Source organism: Pseudomonas sp. WS 5532 (assembly GCF_012985445.1).
GTDB lineage: Bacteria > Pseudomonadota > Gammaproteobacteria > Pseudomonadales > Pseudomonadaceae > Aquipseudomonas > Aquipseudomonas edaphica.
In genome coordinates this window covers 182,262-206,720 of record NZ_JAAQWK010000008.1, presented here as the reverse complement: position 1 = coordinate 206,720, position 24,459 = coordinate 182,262, and the positions used below count along the sequence as shown (strand labels likewise).

At 60.6% G+C, this 24,459-nt stretch carries 26 protein-coding genes; 9 read left to right on the top strand and 17 right to left on the bottom strand.

Annotation, left to right across the window (positions count from 1 at the left end):
* Window positions 1-14: 14 nt before the first annotated feature.
* From HBO23_RS16175 to HBO23_RS16165, 3 genes are all read right to left on the bottom strand, one after another.
* Window positions 15-1,307, bottom strand: a complete 1,293-nt coding sequence (locus HBO23_RS16175) for a sorbosone dehydrogenase family protein (RefSeq protein WP_170037671.1) — start codon at window positions 1,305-1,307, stop codon at window positions 15-17.
* Window positions 1,304-1,729 carry a DUF2231 domain-containing protein gene (locus HBO23_RS16170; protein ID WP_170037668.1) on the bottom strand — a complete coding sequence of 142 codons (426 nt, stop codon included), beginning with the start codon at window positions 1,727-1,729 and terminating at the stop codon, window positions 1,304-1,306. The genes HBO23_RS16175 and HBO23_RS16170 overlap by 4 nt, the downstream gene beginning before the upstream one ends.
* Before the next feature lie 126 nt (window positions 1,730-1,855).
* A complete protein-coding gene (locus HBO23_RS16165; protein ID WP_017138949.1) occupies window positions 1,856-2,368 on the bottom strand; it encodes a GNAT family N-acetyltransferase in 513 nt (170 codons plus the stop codon).
* A gap of 123 nt (window positions 2,369-2,491) precedes the next feature.
* Between HBO23_RS16165 and HBO23_RS16160 the strand changes: the two genes are divergently transcribed.
* Together HBO23_RS16160 and HBO23_RS16155 are read left to right on the top strand one after the other, a co-directional pair.
* Complete coding sequence (locus tag HBO23_RS16160; protein ID WP_170037665.1) at window positions 2,492-2,971, top strand: ATP-binding protein; 480 nt, start codon at window positions 2,492-2,494, stop codon at window positions 2,969-2,971.
* Window positions 2,968-3,729 carry a nucleotidyltransferase domain-containing protein gene (locus HBO23_RS16155; protein WP_170037662.1) on the top strand — a complete coding sequence of 254 codons (762 nt, stop codon included), beginning with the start codon at window positions 2,968-2,970 and terminating at the stop codon, window positions 3,727-3,729. Before HBO23_RS16160 ends, HBO23_RS16155 begins: the two co-directional genes overlap by 4 nt.
* A 58-nt stretch (window positions 3,730-3,787) precedes the next feature.
* Here HBO23_RS16155 and HBO23_RS16150 read toward each other — a convergent pair whose 3' ends face one another.
* A complete protein-coding gene (locus HBO23_RS16150; protein WP_169986249.1) occupies window positions 3,788-5,728 on the bottom strand; it encodes a methyl-accepting chemotaxis protein in 1,941 nt (646 codons plus the stop codon).
* Between the two features lie 140 nt (window positions 5,729-5,868).
* Window positions 5,869-6,513: an aspartate/glutamate racemase family protein gene (locus HBO23_RS16145; protein WP_170037659.1), complete on the bottom strand. Its 645-nt coding sequence runs from the start codon at window positions 6,511-6,513 to the stop codon at window positions 5,869-5,871.
* A gap of 85 nt (window positions 6,514-6,598) precedes the next feature.
* Here HBO23_RS16145 and HBO23_RS16140 point away from each other — a divergent pair, with 85 nt between their 5' ends.
* From HBO23_RS16140 to HBO23_RS16130, 3 genes are read left to right on the top strand one after another with little or no spacing between them, the layout of a single operon-like run.
* Window positions 6,599-7,045 (top strand): HIT domain-containing protein, encoded by a 447-nt coding sequence (locus tag HBO23_RS16140; RefSeq protein ID WP_170037656.1) that lies wholly within the window; start codon window positions 6,599-6,601, stop codon window positions 7,043-7,045.
* Window positions 7,042-7,473: a VOC family protein gene (locus HBO23_RS16135; protein ID WP_170037653.1), complete on the top strand. Its 432-nt coding sequence runs from the start codon at window positions 7,042-7,044 to the stop codon at window positions 7,471-7,473. Before HBO23_RS16140 ends, HBO23_RS16135 begins: the two co-directional genes overlap by 4 nt.
* Window positions 7,466-7,915, top strand: a complete 450-nt coding sequence (locus HBO23_RS16130; RefSeq protein WP_138451234.1) for an NUDIX domain-containing protein — start codon at window positions 7,466-7,468, stop codon at window positions 7,913-7,915. The genes HBO23_RS16135 and HBO23_RS16130 overlap by 8 nt, the downstream gene beginning before the upstream one ends.
* Here the strand turns inward: HBO23_RS16130 and HBO23_RS16125 are convergent.
* Complete coding sequence (locus HBO23_RS16125; protein WP_017138942.1) at window positions 7,912-8,472, bottom strand: cysteine hydrolase family protein; 561 nt, start codon at window positions 8,470-8,472, stop codon at window positions 7,912-7,914. The genes HBO23_RS16130 and HBO23_RS16125 overlap by 4 nt on opposite strands.
* Window positions 8,473-8,737: 265 nt before the next feature.
* Window positions 8,738-9,370, bottom strand: a complete 633-nt coding sequence (locus tag HBO23_RS16120; protein ID WP_170037650.1) for a TetR family transcriptional regulator — start codon at window positions 9,368-9,370, stop codon at window positions 8,738-8,740.
* 111 nt (window positions 9,371-9,481) lie between these two features.
* Here HBO23_RS16120 and HBO23_RS16115 point away from each other — a divergent pair, with 111 nt between their 5' ends.
* Complete coding sequence (locus HBO23_RS16115; RefSeq protein WP_170037647.1) at window positions 9,482-10,138, top strand: class I SAM-dependent methyltransferase; 657 nt, start codon at window positions 9,482-9,484, stop codon at window positions 10,136-10,138.
* 3 nt (window positions 10,139-10,141) lie between these two features.
* Here HBO23_RS16115 and HBO23_RS16110 read toward each other — a convergent pair whose 3' ends face one another.
* A complete protein-coding gene (locus HBO23_RS16110) occupies window positions 10,142-10,762 on the bottom strand; it encodes a LysE family translocator (protein WP_017138939.1) in 621 nt (206 codons plus the stop codon).
* Between the two features lie 134 nt (window positions 10,763-10,896).
* On the opposite strand from HBO23_RS16110, the gene HBO23_RS16105 reads away from it, so the two are divergent.
* A complete protein-coding gene (locus tag HBO23_RS16105) occupies window positions 10,897-13,095 on the top strand; it encodes an OsmC domain/YcaO domain-containing protein (protein ID WP_169986243.1) in 2,199 nt (732 codons plus the stop codon).
* Window positions 13,096-13,215: 120 nt separating this feature from the next.
* Here HBO23_RS16105 and HBO23_RS16100 read toward each other — a convergent pair whose 3' ends face one another.
* The 7 genes from HBO23_RS16100 to HBO23_RS16070 all read right to left on the bottom strand — a co-directional run bounded on the left by HBO23_RS16100 (window position 13,216) and on the right by HBO23_RS16070 (window position 19,759).
* Entirely contained in the window at window positions 13,216-14,382 is a 1,167-nt protein-coding gene (locus HBO23_RS16100; RefSeq protein WP_099549649.1) for a cystathionine gamma-synthase, read from the bottom strand.
* Window positions 14,379-15,755, bottom strand: coding sequence for a cystathionine beta-synthase (locus tag HBO23_RS16095; protein ID WP_170037644.1), 1,377 nt, complete (start codon window positions 15,753-15,755; stop codon window positions 14,379-14,381). The genes HBO23_RS16100 and HBO23_RS16095 overlap by 4 nt, the downstream gene beginning before the upstream one ends.
* Window positions 15,756-15,894: 139 nt before the next feature.
* Window positions 15,895-16,746 carry a 4-hydroxy-tetrahydrodipicolinate synthase gene (gene dapA, locus HBO23_RS16090; protein ID WP_170037641.1) on the bottom strand — a complete coding sequence of 284 codons (852 nt, stop codon included), beginning with the start codon at window positions 16,744-16,746 and terminating at the stop codon, window positions 15,895-15,897.
* Window positions 16,747-17,033: 287 nt separating this feature from the next.
* A complete protein-coding gene (locus tag HBO23_RS16085) occupies window positions 17,034-18,008 on the bottom strand; it encodes an alpha/beta hydrolase (protein ID WP_170037638.1) in 975 nt (324 codons plus the stop codon).
* Window positions 18,009-18,170: 162 nt separating this feature from the next.
* On the bottom strand, window positions 18,171-18,650 hold the full coding sequence (locus HBO23_RS16080) for a VOC family protein (RefSeq protein WP_017138934.1): 480 nt from the start codon (window positions 18,648-18,650) through the stop codon (window positions 18,171-18,173).
* Window positions 18,651-18,685: 35 nt separating this feature from the next.
* Window positions 18,686-19,099 (bottom strand): ester cyclase, encoded by a 414-nt coding sequence (locus HBO23_RS16075; RefSeq protein WP_170037635.1) that lies wholly within the window; start codon window positions 19,097-19,099, stop codon window positions 18,686-18,688.
* 39 nt (window positions 19,100-19,138) lie between these two features.
* Window positions 19,139-19,759: a LysE family translocator gene (locus HBO23_RS16070; protein WP_170037632.1), complete on the bottom strand. Its 621-nt coding sequence runs from the start codon at window positions 19,757-19,759 to the stop codon at window positions 19,139-19,141.
* Between the two features lie 250 nt (window positions 19,760-20,009).
* On the opposite strand from HBO23_RS16070, the gene HBO23_RS16065 reads away from it, so the two are divergent.
* Together HBO23_RS16065 and HBO23_RS16060 are read left to right on the top strand one after the other, a co-directional pair.
* The gene (locus HBO23_RS16065; RefSeq protein ID WP_170037629.1) at window positions 20,010-20,498 is read left to right on the top strand and encodes a DUF2867 domain-containing protein; all 489 of its coding nucleotides are present in this window, start codon (window positions 20,010-20,012) and stop codon (window positions 20,496-20,498) included.
* A gap of 244 nt (window positions 20,499-20,742) precedes the next feature.
* Complete coding sequence (locus tag HBO23_RS16060; RefSeq protein ID WP_099549658.1) at window positions 20,743-21,723, top strand: 2-dehydropantoate 2-reductase; 981 nt, start codon at window positions 20,743-20,745, stop codon at window positions 21,721-21,723.
* 24 nt (window positions 21,724-21,747) lie between these two features.
* On the opposite strand, the gene HBO23_RS34065 is transcribed toward HBO23_RS16060, so the two are convergent.
* Together HBO23_RS34065 and HBO23_RS16050 are read right to left on the bottom strand one after the other, a co-directional pair.
* On the bottom strand, window positions 21,748-23,241 hold the full coding sequence (locus HBO23_RS34065; RefSeq protein WP_170037626.1) for a methyl-accepting chemotaxis protein: 1,494 nt from the start codon (window positions 23,239-23,241) through the stop codon (window positions 21,748-21,750).
* A 148-nt stretch (window positions 23,242-23,389) separates the two neighbouring features.
* Complete coding sequence (locus HBO23_RS16050; protein ID WP_170037623.1) at window positions 23,390-24,409, bottom strand: alpha/beta hydrolase; 1,020 nt, start codon at window positions 24,407-24,409, stop codon at window positions 23,390-23,392.
* Window positions 24,410-24,459 lie beyond the last annotated feature (50 nt).

Sequence of the window (24,459 nt, the reverse complement as noted above, 5' to 3'; positions counted from 1 at the left end):
AGGTTCAACGGCGGTTACCGATTGCGTGTCACCCGCCAAACGGTGTTGGCCAAGTCGTCAGCAATGATCAGCGCACCTTTGGGGTCGACCGTCACGCCCACCGGGCGGCCACGGGTCTTTCCGTCGTCGCCACGGAAACCGGTGGCGAAATCAATCGGTTCGCCAGCCGGCTTGCCGTTGCTGAACGGTACGAAGATCACCTTGTAGCCCACCGGGTTGTCGCGGTTCCAGCTGCCGTGTTCGCCGACAAACACGCCGTCGGCGAATTGTTCACCCATGGCCGGTATCGAAAAATCCACGCCCAGTGCCGCAACGTGCGAGCCCAGGCTGTAATCCGGCTTGATCGCGGCCGCCACTTTCAGTGGGTTCTGCGGTTGCGCGCGGGGGTCGACGTTCTGGCCCCAGTAGCTGTAGGGCCAGCCGTAGAAGGCGCCTTCGCGCACTGAGGTGAGGTAGTCCGGCACCAGGTCGGGGCCGAGTTCATCGCGTTCGTTGACCACCGTCCACAATTGCCCCGAGCCCGGCTGAATGGTCAGTGCGGTCGGGTTGCGCAGGCCGGTGGCGTAGGGCTTGTGCGCGCCGCTGGCTGCGTCGATCTGCCAGACCATGGCGCGGTCGATCTCCACTTCCATGCCGCGCTCGGTGATGTTGCTGTTGGAGCCAATGCCCACATAGAGCTGGCGCCCGTCTTCGCTGATGGCCAGGGATTTGGTCCAGTGATGGTTGATCTGCGCCGGCAGGTCGGTGATTTTGGTCGGCGCGCCGCTGGCTTGGGTCTGGCCGTCGGTATAGTCGAAGCGCACCAGGGCATCCTGGTTGGCCACGTACAGCTTGCCGTCGGCGAAAGCCAGGCCATAGGGCGCGTTGAGGTTGTCGGCAAACACGGTCTTGAGCTCGTAGTTGCCGTCACCGTCGGCATCGCGCAGCAACGTGATGCGGTTGCCACCCTTGACCTTGGTGTTGCCCTGAGCCTTGATCACGCTGGCGATTACATCCTTGGGCTTGAGCTTGGCCGCACTGCCGCCACGGCCTTCGGCGACGAGGATATCGCCATTGGGCAGCACCAGGGTTTGCCGAGGAATGGCCAGGTCGGTGGCGATGGCCGTGACGCTGTAGCCTTGCGGCACCGTGGGTTTTTGCTCGCCCCAGGGTGTCGGCTCGGCAATCTTCATGCTCGGCAGCAGGCTGCTTTGTTGCTCGGGCAGTTTGGGATCGGGACCGCGTGCCTGGGTTTTGTCGCCGGCGTCGCCACACGCGCTCAGCAACAGCGCTGCGCTCAGTAAGGTCAGCGTATTGAGTGGGTTCATTTGGCAGCTCCCGAGCGCAGGTTGGTCAGGCCGACCCATGTGGCAAAAATCGCCAGAACCGTCACGATCACCGACAGTACCAGGCCAACAGGCATCATGGCGTAGGCGTCCTTGGCATGTTGGAAGGCGTTGACCAGCCCGAGTCCCCAGGTGATCAGTAACAGCAGGAAGTACGCGGCGGGGCGTCCGCCTTTATGCTCGGCGCGCACCAGGTTGACCAGCGCGAACAACAATGCAAAGCCACAAAACACCAAGGCACCGGCGATCAGCCAGGACGCGAAGTTGGCCCATTGGATCTGATAGGTCTGGCCGTAGGCGATGTCACTGAGCAACGCACCGAGAAACAGCGGCACGGTGCCGGCCAACAGGGTCGAGTGCAGCGGGCCAGGCCTGACGAGTGGGTAGGCGGGAAGGGTGGTCATAGGGTCGCGGCTCCTTGTTTTATCCAACGCCCCGGGGCGGGGCAGCGCATAGGGAAGGAGCGTAGAGCCTGGCGGATAGTTCAGCGCAATTCGTGTCGAAATATTATTTCAGGGTTTGAGAGGGCTTTAACGGGTCCACACATAGCGCACCTCTTCCAGCGTCACGCCACCGCGCACCAGCGTGCGACGGCTACCTGGGTCTTCAGTGCCGCCAAAGCGTGTATAGAAACGTACGGCTCTTTGGTTGGCGGCTAAAACCCATAAGGAAATGCGTTTATAACCCTGTTCAACCAAACGTTGGAAACCCGCCTGCCACAATTGCGCGCCGATGCCGTGACCCCAGTAGTCCGCCAACACGTAGATAGCCATGACCTCTCCCGATGCGACCTCGGGCGTGTCCGTATCCCGGCAAAGGCCCAGCGACAGCCAGCCGATAACGTTGCCATCCACTTCGGCGACTAATACGCCAGCGTCTTGGCTTTCAATCAAGCGCGCCCAGTTAGCCTCTTTCTGCGGCAGTGTTGTGCTCAGCGAGGCCAGAAAATCTGCTGGCATCAGGTCTACATAAGCCTGTTGCCAACTGCTCACATGCACCTGAGCGATGTGCTTGGCGTCCTTGGGCAATGCATCACGAATCATAACCATCCCTTGTCGTTAATTTGTCGAAACCAGGGTGCCCATTCACTGTTACAGAATAGGTTCTCATTATGCAGAGCCCTGAAAACTGGCATGCTTCAGGGCCTGACAAAAGGAACCGTGTCCATGCCAACCCTGCACCTGCTGTGCGGCAAGATCGCCTCCGGCAAATCCACCCTGGCCAACACTTTGGCCGCTGAACACGCCGCCATCCTGTTGAGCGAAGACCATTGGCTCGCCACCCTTTACCCCGGTGAAGTCCTCTCGATTGCCGATTACGTGAGCTGCGCCCAGCGTATTCGAGGTGTGCTCGGGCCGTTGGTGATCAACGTGCTGCGATCGGGCATCAGCGTTGTGTTGGACTTCCCGGCCAATACGCTGGCTAATCGCGAGTGGCTGCTGAGCTTGGCCCAGGCTGCGCGAGCGCCGCACTGCCTGCACTATCTGGAGCTGGATGACGCCACCTGCCGCAGCCGTTTACAGGCGCGCAATGCCCAGGGCGAGCATGATTTCGCCGCCACCGACGCCGAGTTTGACCTGATCACCCGCCATTTCTGTGTGCCGAGTGAGGCGGAAGGCCTGGTGATCGAGGTGCATCACCCATGAGTACGGTGACCGGTGTGGATGCCCAGGGCTGTGTGCTGACGCTGGGCAATGCCGCCTTCCAGCCTGAGTTTGAGCCGCTGCTGGCGGATGTTATCGCCAGCCTCTCCCAGTCCGGGCTGGACGGCATTTATGTGTATGGCAGTGTCGCCAGGGGCGAAGCCCGCCCAGGTGAGTCGGACCTGGACCTTAGCCTGATTCTGCTCGAACCGCCGGATGCACAGGTATTGGCACACTTGGAAACGCTGCGCCAGGCGCTGGAGCAACGCCACCCGGTGGTCACCAAGATTGACTTCGATATCGGCCACCGCGCCGAAGTACTGGCGCCCGAAAATGCAAATAAATGGGGTTTCTGGCTCAAGCATCATTGCCGTTGTGTGTGGGGCGAGGATCTTTCGCTGCGCTTTGAACGCTTCCAGCCTTCGCGCGAAATCGCCCTGGCGTTGAATGGTGATTTTGAATCCGTGTTGAGCGGCTATCTCAACCTCATCCATCAGGCCAATACCCCAACCGAGCGCCTGCGGCTGCAACGCGAAGCGGCTCGCAAGCTGATTCGAGCGACCAACATATTGCGCGGCCCCGACGCGCCCTGGCCGTACACCCTCGAAGAGCACGTTGCCTTGTTCGTACAGCATCACCCCGCGATGCGCATCCAGATCGCGTATTTCCTGTTCGAGGCGCGAAACCCGAGTGCCGTGGGCGAGCCCTTCAGCGTGCGACTGCAAACCTTTATCGACTGGATGGTTTCACAGCAGGTATAGACAGCAGGTATAGATAGGTAATTTGGCACTCAGGCTCACTTTACCTACGCTGCGCACATCAGGATTTAAAACGCCCGACCAAGCCATTCAGCTCCTGCGACAGGCTCGATAACCGCCCCGAATCATCCTGCGCAGCATTGGCCAGGCTCTCCACCAACCTTGCCTCGTCATAGATCTGCTGGATATGGCGGTTGATTTCTTCGGCCACGCTGTGTTGTTCCTCGGCGGCGGCGGAAATCTGCAGGTTCTGGTCGCGGATCTCGTTTACCGACAACTGGATGCCCTCGAAACTGTCCCGCGCGTTTTCGATGGACGACACGCTGGCGCGGGACAGGTCCAGGCAACTGCTCATCTTCTGGGTGACTTCTTCGGTCTTGCTGCCGAGGGTGCCGAGCAACTGCTCGATCTCGCCGGTGGAGTCGGAGGTGCGCTTGGCCAGTGCGCGCACTTCGTCGGCCACCACGGCAAAACCACGGCCCTGATCACCGGCGCGGGCGGCTTCGATGGCGGCGTTGAGGGCCAGCAGGTTGGTCTGCTCGGCGATGGCGCGAATAGTGCCGAGGATCTGGTTGATGCTGCGGCTGCCGGCTTCCAGCTCGACCATGGCCTGGGATGACTCGGTCAGGCGGCGGCCCAGGCGGTTGACGTTATCGGTGGTGACTTCGATCTGCTGTTTGCCTTCGGCCACACGGCGATGGCCGTTCTCGGCCGACTCCGCCGCGCCGCTGCACGAGCGTGCGACTTCGTTGGCGGTGGCGACCATTTCATTGAACGCGGTAGACACCAATTCCACCGCCTCACGCTGGCGCCCGGCGGCTTCGTTCATGTTGTGTGCCACTTCGCTGTTGACCCGTGACGCGTCCTGAAGATTGGTGGAGGCCGCGCCAATATGCTGGATCAGCTGACGGATTGCGGCGAGGAATTTATTGAACCAGCCCGCCAGCTCGGCAGTTTCATCCTTGCCCTGTACTTGCAGCTCATGGCGCAAATCGCCTTCACCCTGGGCGATGGACTGCAAGCCGGTACTGACCTGGCCGATCGGTTTGACGATCACCTTGGAAAACGCCGCGGCGATCAGCCCGAAGATCAGCACCAGCACGGCCACGATTGCCGTGGTCAGGTAGGTCATGCGCGTCGCCGCTGCCATGACTTCGCTGTATTCGATCAGCCCCACATACCGCCAGCCCAGGCCCGGCGAGGTCCACACGTTGGCCATGTAGCGCACGCCGTCGATGACCACCTCGGTTGAGCCCTGGGGCGTCTCGGCCAAGTGCGCATACGGCGCGCCGAGGTCCTTGAGCGGCTTGAAGTTGTGCGCGGCGTTGCGCGGGTCGACCAGCACCACGCCGTCTTCGATCAACATCACGTAGCCGCTTTCACCCAGCTTGATGCTCTTGAGCAATTCGGTGAGGTTCTTCAGCGACACGCTGACCACGAACACGCCCTTGGCCTTGCCGCTGCTATCGAGCAGCGCACGTGCGGTGCCCACCAGCGCCACATCATCCTTGTCGTAGTAGTAAGCGGGTGTGCGCACGGTCTTGTTGGGGCTGGCCATGGCAGCCTTGTACCAGGGGCGGGTGCGCGGGTCGTATTTGGCCAGTTGTGGGTCATCGGGCCATTTGGCGTAGGTGCCGTCTTCGAGGCCAATGGACAGAATCGCAGCGGAAGGGTGGGTGGCGCCAAAACGGGCAAACTGGTCGATTACCTGCTGCGCCTGGGCGGGCATTGGCTGACTCGCGGCGTTTGCAGGCTGATAATCTTTTAGAGTGTTCACTGAAGTGTATACAGGATCAGCGGACATTTGATCGACGTTCTGCAAGGTGCCGTCGAAGAATTGCCGGATATTGCCATCGATCTGACGTATTTCGCGGGTGCTGCCATCAATAAACTGATCGACCGCCTGAGTCCGCGTGTTCATGACGGAGATAACTGCAACCAGGCTAACCGGGATAAAGGCGACAGAGACGAACGCGAGAACGAGCTTGTTTTTTATTTTCATCGAGACGACCACTGGGCGAAGAGGCGATTTGATATCACTGACTGTCTCGGCCCGAGGGTTATAAAGCTTTAGCTTTATTTTGTGTACAACAACAATTGATTTTGTCCTGAGAAATTAACCTGCCGGAAGGCGCACTTGGATTAACCCTTGATTGCCTTCAAGGCAGCCTTCAGGCCGCCGGTCGCGCTGGTCAGCGGCGTCGGCCCTGCCGTCACGAGAGCAGCGGCCCCGGCCATGGAGGCTTGGGCCAGCGCAATCACGGATGCGCCATCGATATAGGCCTGATCGGCCGCCCTGGCGATGGTCGACAGGTAGCCATCAATATCGCCCGCCTTGAACAGCGCCCAGGCGCCTGGAACCAGCTGCACGTCAACGGTTGCGTCTGAGTGCAACGCTGCGCGGTGGAACAGGCTCGAGGTGGGGGCGAGGGTGGTTTCGACGGCGCATAACACCACAACCTTGCCGCCTGCTTGAACGGCTGTGAGAGCGAGGGCTTGGTCCGCCCTGAGGATGGATGACTGGGTACACTCGTCAAGCTCATCAACCGATGGCCCCAACGTCGAGCAGGTGAGTACCACGACGTCAGCGTGTTGAGCGAGTGAAAGTAATGCGTTGGCGGTTGAGGCCGCAATTTCAGGCGTGAGATTACCCATTTCTTCCGCCGCAGCCAGAAGGTCGGTACGCACTTCATGCTGCAAAACGGCGGGTGCGATTCCCAGTGCTTGTGCGGCTGCGTCGAAGACGGCAATGTTGCTGGCTGCGGTATGAAGGCAGGTGATTCGCATAGGGGGTCGCCAGGTTGGAAGTGCTGAGCCCCACAGTGTTATCACAGTTAAGATGCCGTCGACATCTTCTCATTAAGGACAATGCATGCCACTGATCACGGAACGTGTAGCGCTGGCCCGCAACGGCGCCAACGATAAGGTTATTTGCCGCATGGCCTCAGGCTGGGCGGTGATGGGCGATGTGCAGTTCTTGCCGGGCTATTGTTTGTTGTTGCCCGACCCGGTGGTTGCCAGCCTCAATGATCTGGATGCCGAGGCGCGTGCAATCTACCTGCTCGATATGGCGCGCCTTGGCGATGCCGTGCTGGCGGCTACCGGTGCCCTGCGCATGAACTACGAGATTCTGGGCAACTCGGAACCGGAGTTGCATTGCCATATTTTCCCGCGTTACGCCTCGGAGCCGGAGGGCAAACGCAAGATGCCGGTGTGGTTCTACGACTGGAAAACCGCCATACCTTACGCTGAAGATCAACACGGTGAGTTGCGCAACACGATCGCGCAGTTACTCAAATCCGCCATGGAAGCTGGATGATGCATAGAAATAATCTGGTCCCGGAATTGATGGTGACCGACCTGAACTGCAGCCTTGAGTTCTGGGTCGGTTGTCTGGGGTTCACGGTGGCTTATCAGCGCCTGGAAGACGGCTTCGCGTATCTTGACCTGGACGGAGCCCAGGTGATGCTTGAACAAGTCGACCCACTCGCCAGTCAATGGCTCACGGGGGCGTTGGAACGGCCATTCGGGCGCGGCATGAACCTGCAAATTGATGTCGTGGCGGTACATCCGGTTATTCAACGGCTGGAGAGGGCGGCCTATCCCGTGTTCAAGGCCTGCAAAGACGTGTGGTACCGGGCAGGCGAGGTCGAGGTTGGGCAGCGCGAGTTTCTGGTGCAGGACCCGGATGGTTATCTGGTAAGACTGGTAGAGCGGCTTGGTGAAAGGACGAGAGACAATGCGTGAGCGCAAGGCGGCACGCCTTTTGGTGATCAGCCCGGCTCGAAAAGTGCTGCTGTTCCGGTTCGTCCACAAGGACGGGGCACTGGCCGGCAGGAATTACTGGGCGACGCCCGGCGGCGGTGTTGAAGCCGGGGAAACCTTTCACACCGCTGCGATCCGTGAGCTGCGCGAAGAGACCGGCATTGTGGTCAGTGACGTACAAGCGCCGGTAGCAGATCGCCGATTTGAGCTGATGCTACCCAGTGGTGAAACGGTGTTGGCCATTGAGCAGTACTTTGTTGTGCAGGCGCAAAACGAGCACCTGTCGCGAGACGAATGGACAGTGCAAGAAGCCCAGGTCATGGCGGATCACCATTGGTGGTCCACCGAGGAGCTGCATTCGACGGCAGACACGGTATGGCCAGAAGGGCTTATCGACATGCTCGCGCAGGCAGGCGTTTTTTAAAGCATGGCCAGGATATCGGCAGTGGCTGTGACCCTGGCGTAATCCATCGCCAGGTTGCTCAGCGACAGTGCATGCACATCCTCGGCAGGCCAGAGGCGGCCCGATAAATCGGCTTGATCAAAGGTGTAGCAGGCGTCCGCCGCCACTGTTACCTCAAAACCCAGGTTGCCGCCGGAGCGCGCCGTAGACTCGACAGAGTTGTTGGTGATCACCCCAACGATCACCAATTGCCGGATCCCACGCACATGCAGCCAACGCTCCAGGCCGGTGGCGGCGAACGCATCCGGGACGTTTTTTTCCACCACATGCTCATGCTTGAGCGGTGCCAGTGCCGGCTGGAACTCACAGCCCGGTTGGCCCGGCCAAAACACCGAGCCTTCGCTGCGGGACATGTGCCTTACATGCACCACGGGGCGATTGGACTGCCGCCATGCACGCTGCAGGTGCTGTATCTGCACCTCGGCGTCGGGGTTATTGCGGCGCCCCAGCGTGGGGTCATTCATGCCTTGCTGCATGTCGATGATCAACAACGCGGCGTTTGTGGCTAGCGGTTCCATGGCACATCCTTTAGCTGGATCAGGCGCGAAACATAGCAGCGATTGGGCGTGCTTAAACAGGTCTATTGTTCGAAGCTCATTTGCACGATGCACATCGATCCAAAGTGGGAGCTGGCTTGCCTGCGATAGCGGTCTATCAGTGCATAAATCTGTTACTGACCCACCGCCATCGCAGGCAAGCCAGCTCCCACAGTCGCCGATACTCCCATCGAGCGCTGGTGCCTTCAATCGCCGTGTGAACCTTGCGCTACGGCTTCGTAAGCAATCAGGGCCGATTGAGTGTATTCACATAAGCACTGAACATAGCGGCCATGCCATTGGCATACACCTCGATTTCGGCAGCGGTGCGCGGGCTGAAGGAAAAGTCCTTGCCCACGCAACCCAGCGTGCTGCGGATCAGGTCACACGCCAGTGCGCGGGTTGCGTCGGGCACCTCGGGCAGCAACTCGTGCATGAAGGTCTCAAAGGCTTGCCGGCCGGCCGCGCGCACTTGCACGGCTTCCGGTGCATCGCGGTACAGCGGCGCCGCGTCGTGGAGCGCACCGCGCATCAGCGCCTCTTCGCACTCGGAATGAATAAATGCATGCACCAGTGTGCGCAGGCGGGTCAGCGGCGCTATTTCGGTTTTTTCGAGGATGTCGCGCAGCATTTGGGTGGTCTGCTGCCACTCATCGCTCTGCAATCGAAACAGGATCGCGGCCTTGTTGGGGAAATATTGATACACCGAACCGACACTCACGCCGGCTTTTTCCGCGACCCGCGCGGTGGTGAAACGCGTAGCGCCTTCCTTGGCCAAAACCTGAATAGCGGCTTCGAGAATCGCCGCCACCAACTCGGTCGAGCGTGCTTGTTGTGGCTGTTTGCGCGAGGCAATACGGGGCGTCTGGCGGGTGGTCATTTCGGGTTCCGAGCGCTGGGCGAACGCGAATAGCGAAGGCGATGAATCACTCGCATACTTTTAATGCGACGAATTAATCGCATCTTAGTCCCCATTCGACGGAAATCAATCATGACCACCCTGACCACCGCGCCTCTTGCAGCCCTGATCGAACGCCTCTACGCCCAAGCCAATGCGGCGACCAGCCCGCTCATCGATACTGTATCGCCGCAAGAGCGCAACCGCCTGATGTACAGCAAAACCGAGTACCTTGAGCTTTACACGATGCTCAAGGATCTGTGGCTGCCTGTATCGCGTGACACCGGCAACCTGCTCTATATGCTGGCCCGCAGCAGCCATGCAAAAGCTATTGTCGAGTTCGGCACCTCGTTCGGGTTGTCCACCTTGTTCCTGGCTGCCGCGCTGCGCGACAACGGCGGCGGCGTGTTGATCGGCAGCGAATTCGAACCGTCAAAGATTGCCCTGGCGCGCGAACATTTCATCGAAGGCGGCGTCAGCGACCTGATCGAGGTGCGCGAAGGCGACGCGCTGGTCTCATTGGCTGCAAACCTGCCGCAAACGGTCGACCTGCTGCTGCTCGATGGCGCCAAGTCGCTGTATGGCGATGTGTTGAACCTGGTAGAGAAGCACCTGCGGCCGGGCGCGCTGGTGGTGGCTGACAACACCAACTACTGCCCTGAATACCTGGCGCACGTGCGCGAACCTGGGAACGGCTATCTGTCGGTGCCGTTTGCCGATGATATCGAACTGTCGATCCGCCTCGGCTAAGGTTCAGCGCTTGCTCAATGCCAAGCGCGCGGCGAACAACACGAAGATCATGCCGGTGGTGCGGTCCATCCACCGGATCACCTTTTCCCTGCGCAGGAAACCGGACAGCGGTCGGGTGGCGCCAATCAGCAGCAGTGACCACAGCAGGCCCAGCAGCACATGAATGCTGACCAGGCCAAAGGTCCAGGCAATCAGCGGCTGGCCTTGGGGGATGAATTGCGGCAGGAAGGACACGTAGAAGATGCCCACTTTGGGATTCAGCACATTGCCCAGCATGCCCTTGAGGAACCAGTTGCCGCCCGGTTTGCCCTCGGCTTTGGCGGGTGACAGTGAGCGGCGTGGGCGCACCAACATGTTCAGGCCCAGCCACGCGAGATAAGCCGCGCCGCAATATTTGAGCAGGTTGTACGCCAGCTCCGACACTGCAATCAAAGCGCCCAGGCCAAACGCCACGGCCGCGCCCCACAGCAAGCAACCGGCGTTGATGCCGAAGGTGGCGTGCAGCGCCTGGCGTTTGCCTTCGACTGTGGCGGTGCGCAGCACCAGCGCGGTATCCAGCCCCGGCGTGAGCGTGAGCAGGGTGGCGGCGAAGGTAAAGGCGAGGAGGTTATCGGTAATGGACATGGGCCGATGGCTCAAAGTGTGGTGGGTGGACGTTAGCACCGATCGGCAGCCGATTCGCAAAACCCTGAGACTTCCCGGCGAAAATCTTCATAATGGCGGCCAATTTGTTTAGCTCGTTATTCTGGTGTGCCCGCATGGAAATTAAGGTCAACTTTCTCGACAACCTTCGGCTTGAAGCCAAGTTCGATGACTTCACGGTGATTGCCGACCAGCCGATTCGCTACAAAGGCGACGGTTCGGCCCCGGGTCCGTTCGATTACTTCCTGGCTTCGTCGGCGTTGTGCGCGGCGTACTTTGTGAAGCTGTACTGCGCAACACGCAATATTCCCACCGAGAATATTCGCCTGTCACAGAACAACATCGTTGATCCGGAAAACCGCTACAACCAGATCTTCAAGATCCAGGTCGAGTTGCCAGCGGACATCTCCGACAAGGACCGCCAGGGCATCCTGCGTTCCATCGACCGCTGCACCGTGAAGAAAGTCGTGCAGGCCGGGCCGGAATTTGTGATCGAGGAAGTGGAAAACCTCGACGCGGATGCGCAGGCATTGTTGATGCCCAATTCCACCTCCGAGGCGGGCACCTACATCGCCGGCAAGGACCTGCCGCTGGAGCAGACCATCGCCAATATGTCCGGCATTCTCGCCGGCCTGGGCATGAAGATTGAAATCGCCTCGTGGCGCAATATCGTGCCCAACGTGTGGTCGTTGCATATCCGCGACGCACACTCGCCGATGTGTTTCACCAACGGCAAGGGCGCAACCAAGGAAGGCGCATTGGCGTCTGCCCTGGGCGAGTTTATCGAGCGGCTTAACTGCAACTTCTTCTACAACGACCAGTTCTGGGGTGAGGAGCTGGCCAACGCGCCGTTCGTGCATTACCCGGACGAACGCTGGTTCCAGCCTGGGCCCAAGGACGAGCTGCCGAGTGAAATCCTCGATGCCTACTGCCTGAAGGTCTACAACCGTGAGGGCGAGCTGCGTGGCTCGCACCTGTTCGACACCAACTCGGGCAATGAAGAACGCGGGATTGTTGCGCTGCCGTTCGTGCGCCAGTCCGACGGCGAAGTGGTGTATTTCCCGTCCAACCTGATCGAAAACCTCTACCTCAGCAACGGCATGAGCGCGGGCAATACCTTGGCTGAAGCCCAGGTGCAGTGCCTGTCGGAGATCTTCGAGCGCGCCGTGAAGCGCGAAATCATCGAAGGCGAGTTCGCCTTGCCGGACGTGCCCGCAGAAGTGCTGGCCAAATACCCCGGCATTGTCGCGGGTATCGAAGGCCTGGAGGCCCAGGGCTTCCCGGTGCTGGTCAAGGACGCATCCCTGGGCGGCGAGTTCCCGGTGATGTGCGTCACCCTGATGAACCCTCGCACCGGCGGCGTATTCGCCTCGTTCGGCGCACACCCAAGCATGGAAGTGGCGCTGGAACGCAGCCTCACCGAACTGCTCCAGGGCCGCAGTTTTGAAGGTTTGAATGACCTGCCGCAGCCGACCTTTGAAGGGCAGGCGGTGACCGAGCCGAACAACTTTGTCGAGCACTTTATTGACTCAAGCGGCGTGGTGTCGTGGCGCTTCTTCAGTGCGCAGTCGGACTATGAGTTCGTCGAGTGGGACTTCTCGGGCGAAGGTGAAAATTCCAACGCCGAAGAAGCCGCCACCCTGTTCGGCATTCTCGAAGGCATGGGCAAAGAGTCCTATATGGCGGTGTACGAACACCTCGGCGCCACGGCTTGCCGGATCCTGGTGCCGGACTACTCGGAAATCTACCCGGTGGACGACCTGATCTGGGACAACACCAACAAGGCGCTGTTTTTCCGTGCCGATATCCTCAACCTGCACAGCCTTGATGAGGAGGCGCTGCAGGCGTTGGTCGAGCGTCTGATCGAAAGCGAGCTGGACGATTACACCGACATCACCACCTTGATCGGCATTGAGTTCGACGACAACACGGCGTGGGGCCAGTTGACCATCCTGGAGTTGAAACTGCTGATCTTCCTGGCCTTGCAGCAATATGAGGAGGCCAAGGAGTGCGTGGAGATGTTCCTGCAATACAACGACAACACCGCTGAACGCGGCCTGTTCTACCAGGCTGTGAACGCAGTGTTGGAGATGCAGTTGGACGACGACCTGGACCTCGCCGATTACGAGGCCAACTTCCGCCGAATGTTCGGTAACGAGCGGATGGATGCGGTGATGGGTTCGGTCGATGGCAGTGTGCGGTTTTATGGCTTGACCCCGACCAGCATGAAGCTGGAAGGCCTGGATCGGCATTTGCGCTTGATTGAGAGCTATAAAAAACTGCACTCGGCGCGGGCCAACGTCACTTCAGCCTGACACAATCCCCCTTGTGAAAGCTGGCTTGTGTGGGAGCTGGCTTGCCTGCGATAGCATCACCGCGGTGCAACTGATACACCGAGGTGTCTGTATCGCAGGCAAGCCAGCTCCCACAGGCGTCTAGATCAGGGCCAGCGCCTGAGCCAGATCGGCTCTCAAATCTTCCACATCCTCAACCCCCACCGACAACCGCACCAACCCATCGCCGATCCCCAACTGCGCCCGCGTCGCCGCAGGAATGCTTGCATGGGTCATGATCGCCGGGTGTTCGATCAGGCTTTCCACGCCGCCGAGGCTTTCGGCCAACGCGAAAATTTTCACGTTTTCCAGAAAACGTGTGGCACCCGCCAGGTCACTGTTCAAATCCACCGAAATCATCCCGCCAAACCCGCGCATCTGCTTGCGCGCCAGTGCGTGCTGCGGGTGCGAGGCCAGGCCTGGGTAGTACACCCGCGACACTTGCGGCTGCTGTTCCAGCCAGGTGGCCAGGTCCAGTGCGTTGCTGCAATGGCGCTCCATGCGCAGTGCCAGGGTTTTTACCCCGCGCAGGGTCAGGAACGCATCGAACGGGCCGGCAATCGCGCCGACCGAGTTTTGCAAAAAGCCCAGGCGCTCGGCGAGTTCCGGGTTGTGGCCGACGATGGCGATACCGCCGATCACGTCGGAGTGGCCGTTGAGGTATTTGGTGGTGGAGTGCACCACGATGTCGAAGCCCAGCTCCAGTGGGCGCTGGATCCATGGGCTGGCGAAGGTGTTATCGGCCACGCAGATGATGCCGCGATCGCGACAGATACGCGCAATGGCGCTGAGGTCGGTGAGGCTCAGCAGCGGGTTGCTCGGGGTCTCGACCCAGACCATGCGTGTGTCGCTCTGCAGTGAGGCTTCAAAGGCCGACAGGTCGCTTAAATCGACAAAGCTGAAACGGTGCCCGGCACTGCGTTGACGCACCTTGTCGAACAGCCGGAACGTGCCGCCATACAGGTCGTTGCCGGAGACAATATGCGCACCGGCATCCAGCAGTTCCAGCACAGTGGAAATCGCCGCCAGCCCCGAAGCAAACGCAAACGCCGCACTGCCGCCCTCCAGGTCGGCCACGCAGCGCTCGAGGGCAAACCGCGTGGGGTTGTGGGAGCGCCCGTAATCAAACCCCTTGTGTACGCCGGGGCTGTCTTGCAAATAGGTGGAGTTGGCGTAGATCGGCGGCATCAGCGCGCCCGTGGTTGGGTCGGGGGATTGCCCGGCGTGGATCACACGGGTGGCAAACGCGCTTTTATCGGGCAGGCTCATGCAAGGGATCTCCGTAGGTGGTTAAGCAGGTCGACGCGGGTGATCAGGCCATGGAAGCCGGATGTGTCGGCAATAATCGCGACCAGGCCGCGATCCAGTTCCGCCTGCAATTGGGCCAGGCTGGCGCTGGGGGCCAGGGTTTGCAAGGTTTTGCTCATGGCGTCTGCCACCACCATGGAAAAGTGTGTGGCGTCCTGATGCAGGCCCAGCAGGATGTCGGATTCGTCGATGACGCCGACCAATTCACGGCCGTCCACCAGCACCGGTAGCTGCGAGACATCCGCCAGGCGCATGCGCTGGAAGGCGGTGAGCAAGCTGTCGTCGGGGCTCACGCTGATCACCCGGCCGTCTTCGAAGCGCCGCGCGATCAGGTCGCGCAGGTCGCCGTAGTGTTTGTATTGCAACAGGCCCGCGTCGTTCATCCATTGGTCGTTGTAGACCTTGGACAAGTAGCGCGTACCGGTGTCGCAGACGAAGGTGACCACACGTTTTGGCTCGGTTTGTTCGCGGCAGTAACGCAGTGCGGCGGCAAGCAGGGTGCCGGTGGATGAGCCGCCGAGGATGCCTTCGGCCTTGAGTAACTGACGGGCGTGGTCGAAGCTTTCTTCATCGCTGATGGAGTAGGCATGGCGCACACTGGAGAGGTCGGCAATCGAGGGGATAAAGTCTTCGCCGATGCCTTCCACGGCCCAGGAGCCGGGCGTTTCCATGTTGCCGCTGCGGCTGTATTCGGCCATCACCGAGCCCACCGGGTCGGCCAGCACCATTTCCAGTTCGGGCTGCACGCGTTTGAAGAAGCGCGTAAGCCCGGTGAGGGTGCCGGCCGAGCCGACACCGACCACAATCGCGTCCAGATCATGCTGGGTTTGCGCCCAGATTTCCGGGGCGGTGCTGGTTTCGTGGGCCAGCGGGTTGGCGGGGTTGTTGAACTGGTCGGCGAAGAATGAACCGGGAATGTCTTTGGCCAGGCGCGCGGCCACATCCTGGTAGTACTCGGGATGGCCCTTGCCGACATCGGAACGGGTGATGTGTACTTCGGCGCCCATGGCCTTGAGGTGCAAGACCTTTTCAGTCGACATCTTGTCGGGCACCACCAGCACCACACGGTAGCCTTTGGCCCGGCCGACCAGCGCCAGGCCCAGGCCGGTGTTGCCGGCGGTGGCTTCGATAATGGTGCCGCCTGGTTGCAGGCGGCCGTCACGTTCGGCGGCGTCGATCATGGCCAGGCCGATACGGTCCTTGATCGAGCCACCGGGGTTTTGCGATTCCAACTTGAGAAACAGCGTGCAAGGGCCAGTATCGAAACGGCTGACCTTGACCAGCGGCGTGTTGCCGATCAGTTCGAGCACGGCGGGACGTGGGAGGCTGGGCATGAATTCACCTTGGTTGCGAGCAGACAGAGGTGGTGCAGCAAAGTAAAGGCGTGCCTTGGAACATAGGCCGGGATCGCGCCGGTCGCAACCGGGCGGTCCGTTGGATGTCTTTTTTTGGCGCATGAACCCGACAGGGCGTTTACAGCAGCGCGCCCAACGCCTGTTGTACGCGCGCACTGGCAGCTTGCATCGGCGCGCGCAGTTCGCTGCCGATCAAGCCCTGCAACGCCAACCCAGCCTTCACCGGCGCCGGGTTGGGCTCTATGAACATCGTGTTGATCAGCGGCAATAACGTGAAAAACGTCGTCCTGGCCTCGGCCAATTGGTTATCGCGTACTTGCTGGCACAGCGCCACAAAGGCCTCGGTATGCAGATGCGCCGAGGCCGCAATCGCGCCACTGGCGCCCAGGCACAGCGCGTTAAAAATCTGGACGTCTTCGCCGCACAACACATTCACGTCACCACTGGCCAGCAACGCCAGGGTATTGGCCAGGTTGCCGCCACAATCTTTGATCGCGCTGATTCGCGGGTGTTTGACGATGCTCAACAACGTGGCCTGCTCAAAGGTCACGCCGGTGCGGTAGGGAATGTCGTAGAGCACAATCGGCACGCTGGAGGCATCCGCCAACGTGCGGAAAAACGCCTCAAGGCCAGCCTGGGAAGGGCGGATATAGCTGGGCGCGGGCACCAGCAGACCGGCTACCGGGCGCTTGAGAATTTCGCTTTGAAAGTGCAGCAGTTCTATCTGGTTGTTGCCCGCCAGGCCCATCACCACCTGCTGCGCGGGCACCCATTGCAGCACGGCATCGAGCACGGCGAGCTGCTCCTGACGGCTCAACGACGCGGCTTCGCCCGTGGTGGTGCAGACCATGATCCCGGCGACGTGTTTTTCCAGCAGGTGACCGACCAGCCGGTGCAGGCCGATAAAGTCGATGGCGCCATCCTGAAACGGCGTGACTATGGGAACCCAGATACCTTGAAACGATGACATGCACTTTCTCCTGATGGTTGACCGCTAAAGTCACCGTCAGAAGGGCAGAGGGATTGTGCAGAAGGAGGAGGAGGGGGCCGCCGCGCTCAATGTCCTGTCAGCTCATCTGACGGGACAGCGCGCCCCGGTCACATGAGCGACTGTTTCTTCGATTTTAGGGCGTGCGCCACGCAACCTTGCGCCTTGGCAATCAAGCCAATGGCACAAAGGTTAACGAAAGACGTTGCTGACATGCGCTGGCACACCCTGAATAAGATCTCCATCTTCAGGGGATGTGACTGAATATGTCAACTCCGCCGAAGGTGCTCGCGCACAAATGCGGCGACCTCGGCTGCCAGTTCCGCATCTTCCGGTGCGCCCATGAAGCCGCCATGGGGCATGGCCTCGAACACATGCAGCAGCGCCGGCACCTGCGCCTGGCGCAAGGCGCGGTGCATGCGCACGGTGTTGGACAGGAACAGATCCCGTGTACCGCTTTGCAGGAAGGTCGGCGGGAAGCCGGCCAAATCACCAAACAGGGGCGACAGGTACGGGTGGGACAAATCCGCGCCGTTGGCATACAGCAGGTTGGTGCTCATCAGCGGCATGGGCAGAACCACGTCGACGTCTCGGTTGACATGGAAACTATCGCCGGATTCGGTCAGGTCGACCTCCGGCGAGAGCAGCACCAGCGCCGCTGGCATTGGCAACCCTTCGTCACGGGCGCGCAAGACCATTGCCGCCGCCAGGTTACCGCCTGCCGAACGGCCGCCAATCACGATGTGCTCAGGCGCATGGTGCTTGAGTACATGGCGGTAGGTGGCCACGCAGTCATCCAGCGCCGCCGGGTACGGGTGATCAGGCGGCATGCGGTAATCAATGCCGTAGCACATCAGGTTGTGCAGGTCGGCCTGCTTGCCGGCGGCAATACGGCAGTTTTCGCCGCCACCGAACACCAGTGCGCCGCCGTGCAGATCGATGTAGGCAAAGGGCGTGTAGCCCGGCGGTGTGGCCACGTGCACGGTGGCGCTTTCTACTGTGATGGTGTGCAGGCTGGCGCGCAGGCCGTCCGCCTGTCCGGCATTGGCGCTGGTGTAGTTCTGGTCGACGACGGCTTGCAGCTGGCGCCAGCCATCGTGGTCGTGCGGCGCGGGCATGCTGTGCAGTGCGTTCAACGGCACGCCATCAGCCCCGACCAGGCGCTGGAGTGTCGCCTGGGCTGGGGCGCTGATCGAGCTTGGGACCGGGATGGTGCGCGGTTCAAGTTTTACGCCATGGTTCATGGGCCTGAGACTCGTGTTCGACGACTGAGGCCGCAAGAATGCCAGACTGCGGGCGGGTGTGGGAGCGGGCTTGCTCGCGAAAGCGGTGGGTCAGTCAATATCTGCCTGTCTGAAAGATTGCATTCGCGAGCAAGCCCGCTCCCACACTGGTCTGTGTTGCGTTCAACGCCCAGCTATCGCAGCTTCGATGGCGGCCACGTCGATCTTGGTCATGGTCATCATCGCATCGAACGCACGCTTGGCGATGGCCGGGTCGGCATGCGTCACCGCCGCAGACAAGACGCGCGGGGTGATCTGCCAGGACACGCCCCATTTGTCCTTGCACCAGCCGCAAGCGCTGGCCTGGCCGCCGTTGTCGATAATGGCATTCCAATAGCGGTCGGTTTCGGCCTGGTCGTCCGTCGCCACCTGAAACGAAAACGCCTCGCTGTGCGGGAACGCCGGGCCACCATTCAGGCCCAGGCAGGGAATGCCCAGCACGCTGAAGTCGACGGTTAACACATCGCCTTGCTTGCCCGCCGGAAAGTCGCCAGGGGCGTGATGCACGGCCGTCACAGCGCTGTTCGGAAACGTCCGGGCGTAGAAAGTGGCCGCCTCCAGGGCGGTGCCGTTGTACCAGAGGCAGAGGGTGTTTTTGTTCATCTTGGGTCTCCACGGGGTGGTTGGGTGTAGAGAGTCTAGACGGTCGAGCAAGGTTTATCGGGTGTCAGCTGTTGGGCTATCGCGGCTTTGTCGATGACCGACCAGACCTGCGCAATTTTCCCGTCGCAGCACTCGTAGAATACGTTTTCATCGAAGGCCACGGTCCTGCCGTTGATCGGCAGCTCGAAGAACTCACCTTTGGGGCTGACGTTGAAATTCAACCGGCTGGCGATGGTAGGCGGGTCGGCTACCAGCAGCTGGATGCGAAACACCAGGTCCGGGATCTCACGAAAGTCGCGTTCCAGCATCGCGCGGTAGCCTGCCAGGCCGACGGTGGTGGCGTTGTAGGTCACCTGCGGGTGGACGAAGTGGCCCAGGTGCTCCCAGTCCTGGCGGTTGAGGCAGTCGATGTAGCCTTGGTAAAAGTCGGCGAGTTCGATTCGGGTCATGTCGCGTTTTCCCTGTTCGTTGAGTGCGCAGGCTTGTCCTCACGCCCTGCGCGCCATCAACAACACCGTCGCCGCCGCCGACAACAACCCGGCACAGCAGCGATTGAATAGGCGCTTGCCGCTGGGTTCGGCAAACCAGCGGCGCATGTGCGTGCCCATGTAGGCATAGGCGCTGATCGCTATCCATTCTAAACCCAGGAACATCCCACCCAGCAGCGCGAATTGGGGGGTGATCGGTTGGCCGGGTACCACGAATTGCGGGAGGAACGCGGTGAAGATCAGGATGGCTTTCGGGTTGCCAGCCGCCACCAGGAACTCCTGACGTGCCAAGGCCCACAATCCCACTTTGTGCGTGGCTGATTCAGCTTCTTTCTGCGGATTAGCCCGCCACAACTGGAACGCCAGATAAAACAGATACGCCGCACCGAGAATCTTGATCCCGTAGAACAACAGCTCCGAAGTCTGCAGCACCACCGCCAAGCCGGCAGAGGCGAGGGCGATCATGCCGGCAAAGGCCAGCAAACGGCCAATACCCGCAAGGCAAGAAGTGCGATAGCCATAGTGCGTGGAGTTGCTCACGGACAGCAGGTTGTTGGGGCCGGGCGCCATGTTCAGGGCGAAGCAGGCGGGCAAGAATAGGGCGAGGGTGGCGAGGTCCATGGCGGCTCTGGGTGGGGGCGGATGGAAGCGTTGAGGATAAATGCAGTTGAGGCGCTTGAGCAATTAGCACGTGAACCCCAACGCGCGTGGGGCACAATCAAGAAGGCAGCCCGTGAGGTCAGGTTTATCTTGGCTTACCACGATACCCAGCCTGTCCCGCGCTTTACTTGAGTTGCGGTGCAAAATAACCTGCGCCCTTCAGGCATCGCCCTGTTTCATCACAAACCGCGTTTTTCAGGGAGAAAATCAGTTGGTTACCACGAACATTGTTCACACGCTGGGTGCACCGACAGCGCTTGATTACTACGACCGCAGGTCGGTTGTGTTGCCCGTTGATATCACTGCACTGGCGGCGTGGAACATCATGACCGCCGAACCTGGCATGTTCATGCGGTTGGCCTTTCGAATCCGCGACCGGATTTCTTCGTTGTTCGGTGTGAAACGCATCGGTGGGTTCTCGGGCTCGCCGCGAATCAGCGTACAAGCGGGCGAGCGACTGGATTTTTTCCTGGTAGAACACAGCGCCCCGGACGTGTTGGTGCTGACCGAGCGCGACCGGCACCTGGATGTGATGATTTGCCTGTCGATCAGTGAGCGGGTGTTTACGATCACCTCATCGGTGCTCACCCATAACACCTTTGGGCGTCTGTACATGTTGCCGGTTGGGCCGGCGCACAAGCTGATCGTCAACAGCAACCTGAGGCGACTGAAACGCAAGCTGGATGCGCTGCAAAAGTAACCTGTGGCGAGCAGGCTTGCCCTGCGTTGGGCTGCGTAGCAGCCCCTGCCTTGCTAACTGACTAACCGCGTTGCCTGAAGTGGGGTGGCTTCGCCACCCAGCGCGGGGCAAGCCCGCTCGCCACAGAGGCTATGTTTGCCTTGGCTGATGGGTTTGAGCCAAGTGCGGCTGTTTTTCAATGAGACGGGCTTGTTCCGGCCTGTTTAGCCAGTATTCTGTTCCACTCCCTCAGTGAGGTTTACCCATGCGCGTCACGGTCGTAGGTGCTGGAGCAATCGGTGGTTTCCTAGCGTGCAAATTGTTCGCCGCCGGCCACGACGTCAGCGTGATCGCGCGTGGCGAAACACTCGCCGCCATTGGCGAGCATGGGCTGAAGCTGCACACGGGCGATGAGGTGTTGGTTGCCCCACTGAAAGCGACCTGCGCACCTGAAGAGCTTGGCATTCAGGAGATGGTCATATTTGCCGTCAAGGCGCCGGCATTGCCCAGTGTGGTGGAACAGGCCAAGGCATTGATTGGCCCGCAAACCCTGGTTATTCCTGCACTCAACGGCTTACCCTGGTGGTATTTCCTGCAGTCGGCAGGCGCTTTGGCGGGTATGCGTCTTGAGGCTGTCGACCCCGGTGGCGTGATAGAAAAGGCTGTGCCCGTTGCAGCCGTTGTCGGTTGCGTTGTATTTGCCTCATGTACCGTGCTGAGTCCCGGTGTGATCAAGCACATGTCCGGAAGCCGAATGGTGTTCGGTGAGCCGGCCGGTGGTAATAGCGCGCGCGTAGATGCAACCACCGAGGCTTTTCGTGAGGCAGGTTTTGATGCCCACGCCCACGCCAATGTGCGCGAAGAAATATGGTTGAAGCTGCTGGGCAATGCCTGCTTCAACCCGGTCAGCCTGTTGGTGGGCTGCGCAACCGATGAGTTGATCGACGACCCATTCCTGCACGCACTGTTCATCGGCATGATGGATGAGTTGCTGGATTTGGGACGCACACTGGGCATCGCGCCCCAGATTGATTCCGCGCAACGCATTGCGATCACCCGCAAGCTCGGCAAGGTGAAAACCTCGATGCTGCAAGACGTTGAGGGGCACAAACCGGTGGAGATCGAGGCCATCCTTGGCACGCTTGTTTCAGTGGCTGATCGCATCGGGGCACCGATACCTCGCACGCGCACCGTGTATGCCTTGGCGCGCATGCGGGCTAAAAACCTGGGGATTTTGCCAGGCTGAGCCATCCTCACGTTGAGGCGTTTTTCAGGGGTGAAACCTGCGCCCCAACGCATCCAGCCTTACCGCAATCGGCGGCAACTGCTCACTGCTGCGCGCGAGGGTTTCCACATCATCCGCGGTGTTTTGTGCAATGTTCTGCACGGACTGCAGGCGCCCGACGATCTCCAGGTTGGCCGAGGTTTGTTCGCGGGTGGTCATCACGATTCGCCCGTTCAGCTCGTCGATATGCGCGATGTCGGCGCCCACGGCCTGCAACATGTCCACCGCCAGTTGGCTGTCCTCCACACAACGCGCTACACCTGCCTGGCTGTCGTGCATTGCCTCGACGGCCTGGCGGCTGCCGTGTTGCAGGCCTTCGATGATCTGTTTGATTTCCTGGGTGGAGACGGCAGTGCGTTGCGCCAGGCTGCGGACCTCATCGGCGACCACCGCAAAACCCCGGCCTTGCTCGCCGGCGCGGGCGGCTTCGATGGCGGCGTTGAGCGCCAGCAGGTTGGTCTGGTTGGCGATGCTGCTGATCACTTCGAGTACCGAGCCGATCTGCTCGGCCTGGGTGGCCAGGCCTTGTACGGTGTGGTTGGTGCCGTCGATGCGTGAGGCCAGTTGGGTGATTTCATGTTGGGCACGGCCGACGCTTTGCTGGCCGCGCACGATCTGTTCGCGGGCCTGGCCTGCGTGTTCCACCGCGTGTTCGACGTGCTGGGTGATATGGGCCGTGGCGTCTTCCATGCGCTGCATGGAGCCGGTCATCTGGTTGATTTCCGTCAACTGATGGCGTGCGCCGGTTTCCAGGGTGCCGCTGGCGCTGGCCAATGCCTGGCCGAGTTGGCCGAGACCGTGGGAGTCACGGGTCACGCCATCGATCAGGTGGGTGATCTGCTGCAGGAAGTGGTCGAAACGCTTGGCCAGGGACACATGCACCTTGCCTTCACCCTGGGCGGTTTCAACGGTGAGCTGGGAGGTCACGGCGAGCATTTTTTCCAGCATCTCCTGGCTTTCGACCGCCTCGGCCTGGCTATGAATGGCGAGGTAGAGCAAGGCGACCGTCTCCATCACAACGTAGAAGGCGTGCACGAACACCATGTTCCAACCGCCATGATGGTCCATTACAAATACCGGGAAACCCTGATGTTGCAACGCGTGAAACACCACGTGGTGGACGGCGATGGTCACCGCCGCGACGAGGATCGGCAGCCAGTCGCGGTAAAACGTCAGCACCGCCAGCAGCGCAAAGATACCGAAGTGCGCTTCGATCAAGCCCTGCGCCTGGTTAATCTGCAGCGCCGCCATGACCATCAGGCCGGCGCCCAGCAAACAACGCATCAAACGGGTGCCACCGAGGGCGCGATAGAGCAGGGTGAGCACCACGCTGGCGCCGCCGCCGACGATCACCGCTTGCAGCCAGGTGTCGTGCCAGAAGGCCAGGCCCAGGGAGAATAAAAACATCAGCCAGATCAACGCCAGCATGATGCGGTCGGCTTTGCGGTAGTGCTCCAGGAAGCGGGCGCGTTCGGGCATTCACTCTTACTCCATGTGGTCGAGCCAGGAACAAAGCATGCGGCGTGCCATGACGGCTCGCAAAAGGAACGCCAAAGGGCGGCGCCAGAAGCGTATCGGCATTCCTTTGGGCGACTTTAGGCACGGCTGCTACGCAGTTCACGTCGCTTCACAGGTGATCGGCGTCCACTATGGCCTTGGCAAACGCCGCCGGCGCTTCTTGCGGCAGGTTATGGCCGATGCCGCCGCTCACCAGACGGAACTGGTACTTGCCGGTAAAGCGTTTGGCGTAGTCCTCGGGTAATGGATGCGGCGCACCGTTGGCGTCGCCTTCAAGCGTGATAGTCGGCACGCCAATGCTCGGCGACTGCGCAAGTGTTTGCTCCAGGGCAGCGTATTGCGCTTCGCCCTGTACCAGGCCCAGGCGCCAGCGGTAGTTGAAGACGGTGATGGCCACGTGATCGGGGTTGTCCAGGCCTTTGGCGCTGCGTTCGAAGGTGGCCTCGTCAAAGGCCCACTTCGGCGAGGCGGTCTGCCAGATCAGCTTGGCGAAATCGTGGGTGTTTTTCTGGTAGCCGGCGGCGCCGCGTTCGGTGGCGAAGTAGAACTGGTACCACCACTGCAACTCAGCTTTGGGTGGCAGCGGGTTCTTACCGGCGGCCTGGTTGCCGATCAGGTAGCCACTGACTGACACCAATGCCTTGACCCGTTCCGGCCACAGCGCCGAGACGATATCTGCTGAGCGCGCGCCCCAGTCGTAACCGCCCAGCACCGCTTGATTGATCTTCAGCGCATCCATGAAATCGATCACGTCCTGAGCCAGCGCCGCCGGTTCACCGTTACGCAAGGTTTTATCCGACAGAAAACGCGTGTCGCCATAACCCCGCGCATAGGGGACCAACACGCGGTAGCCCTTGGCGGCCAACAGCGGTGCGACGTTGGCGTAGCTGTCGATATCGTAGGGCCAGCCATGCAACAGGATCACCACTTGGCCATTGGCCGGGCCGACCTCGGCGTAGGCCACGTCCAGCAGGCCGGCCTTGATGTGCTTGAGCGTCCCGAACGCCGATTGATGCTGCGGTGCCGGGGTTTGCGGTTCGGGCATCTCGGCATGGGCCATGCCCATGGCCACGAATGGCAACAGGGCAAAAGCCAGGAAAAGTGGGTGGCGTTTCAACTGAGCGTGCATGGCGAGCCTCCTGGGGCTTGATGTGTGCCGGGTGCTCAGTTGAACGTCGT

Bases quoted from the DNA above. Each gene is read 5' to 3' on its own strand.
- HBO23_RS16140 (WP_170037656.1), top strand. From the start codon at position 6,599: ATGCCACTGATCACGGAACGTGTAGCGCTGGCCCGCAACGGCGCCAAC.
- HBO23_RS16115 (WP_170037647.1), top strand. From the start codon at position 9,482: ATGACCACCCTGACCACCGCGCCTCTTGCAGCCCTGATCGAACGCCTC.
- dapA (WP_170037641.1), bottom strand. From the start codon at position 16,746: ATGTCATCGTTTCAAGGTATCTGGGTTCCCATAGTCACGCCGTTTCAG.
- HBO23_RS34065 (WP_170037626.1), bottom strand. From the start codon at position 23,241: ATGCCCGAACGCGCCCGCTTCCTGGAGCACTACCGCAAAGCCGACCGC.
- HBO23_RS16100 (WP_099549649.1), bottom strand. From the start codon at position 14,382: ATGAGCCTGCCCGATAAAAGCGCGTTTGCCACCCGTGTGATCCACGCC.
- HBO23_RS16150 (WP_169986249.1), bottom strand. From the start codon at position 5,728: ATGAAAATAAAAAACAAGCTCGTTCTCGCGTTCGTCTCTGTCGCCTTT.
- HBO23_RS16165 (WP_017138949.1), bottom strand. From the start codon at position 2,368: ATGATTCGTGATGCATTGCCCAAGGACGCCAAGCACATCGCTCAGGTG.
- HBO23_RS16130 (WP_138451234.1), top strand. From the start codon at position 7,466: ATGCGTGAGCGCAAGGCGGCACGCCTTTTGGTGATCAGCCCGGCTCGA.
- HBO23_RS16125 (WP_017138942.1), bottom strand. From the start codon at position 8,472: ATGGAACCGCTAGCCACAAACGCCGCGTTGTTGATCATCGACATGCAG.
- HBO23_RS16060 (WP_099549658.1), top strand. From the start codon at position 20,743: ATGCGCGTCACGGTCGTAGGTGCTGGAGCAATCGGTGGTTTCCTAGCG.
- HBO23_RS16120 (WP_170037650.1), bottom strand. From the start codon at position 9,370: ATGACCACCCGCCAGACGCCCCGTATTGCCTCGCGCAAACAGCCACAA.
- HBO23_RS16080 (WP_017138934.1), bottom strand. From the start codon at position 18,650: ATGAACAAAAACACCCTCTGCCTCTGGTACAACGGCACCGCCCTGGAG.
- HBO23_RS16175 (WP_170037671.1), bottom strand. From the start codon at position 1,307: ATGAACCCACTCAATACGCTGACCTTACTGAGCGCAGCGCTGTTGCTG.
- HBO23_RS16050 (WP_170037623.1), bottom strand. From the start codon at position 24,409: ATGCACGCTCAGTTGAAACGCCACCCACTTTTCCTGGCTTTTGCCCTG.
- HBO23_RS16135 (WP_170037653.1), top strand. From the start codon at position 7,042: ATGATGCATAGAAATAATCTGGTCCCGGAATTGATGGTGACCGACCTG.
- HBO23_RS16070 (WP_170037632.1), bottom strand. From the start codon at position 19,759: ATGGACCTCGCCACCCTCGCCCTATTCTTGCCCGCCTGCTTCGCCCTG.
- HBO23_RS16110 (WP_017138939.1), bottom strand. From the start codon at position 10,762: ATGTCCATTACCGATAACCTCCTCGCCTTTACCTTCGCCGCCACCCTG.
- HBO23_RS16085 (WP_170037638.1), bottom strand. From the start codon at position 18,008: ATGAACCATGGCGTAAAACTTGAACCGCGCACCATCCCGGTCCCAAGC.
- HBO23_RS16105 (WP_169986243.1), top strand. From the start codon at position 10,897: ATGGAAATTAAGGTCAACTTTCTCGACAACCTTCGGCTTGAAGCCAAG.
- HBO23_RS16145 (WP_170037659.1), bottom strand. From the start codon at position 6,513: ATGCGAATCACCTGCCTTCATACCGCAGCCAGCAACATTGCCGTCTTC.
- HBO23_RS16155 (WP_170037662.1), top strand. From the start codon at position 2,968: ATGAGTACGGTGACCGGTGTGGATGCCCAGGGCTGTGTGCTGACGCTG.
- HBO23_RS16170 (WP_170037668.1), bottom strand. From the start codon at position 1,729: ATGACCACCCTTCCCGCCTACCCACTCGTCAGGCCTGGCCCGCTGCAC.
- HBO23_RS16160 (WP_170037665.1), top strand. From the start codon at position 2,492: ATGCCAACCCTGCACCTGCTGTGCGGCAAGATCGCCTCCGGCAAATCC.
- HBO23_RS16075 (WP_170037635.1), bottom strand. From the start codon at position 19,099: ATGACCCGAATCGAACTCGCCGACTTTTACCAAGGCTACATCGACTGC.
- HBO23_RS16095 (WP_170037644.1), bottom strand. From the start codon at position 15,755: ATGCCCAGCCTCCCACGTCCCGCCGTGCTCGAACTGATCGGCAACACG.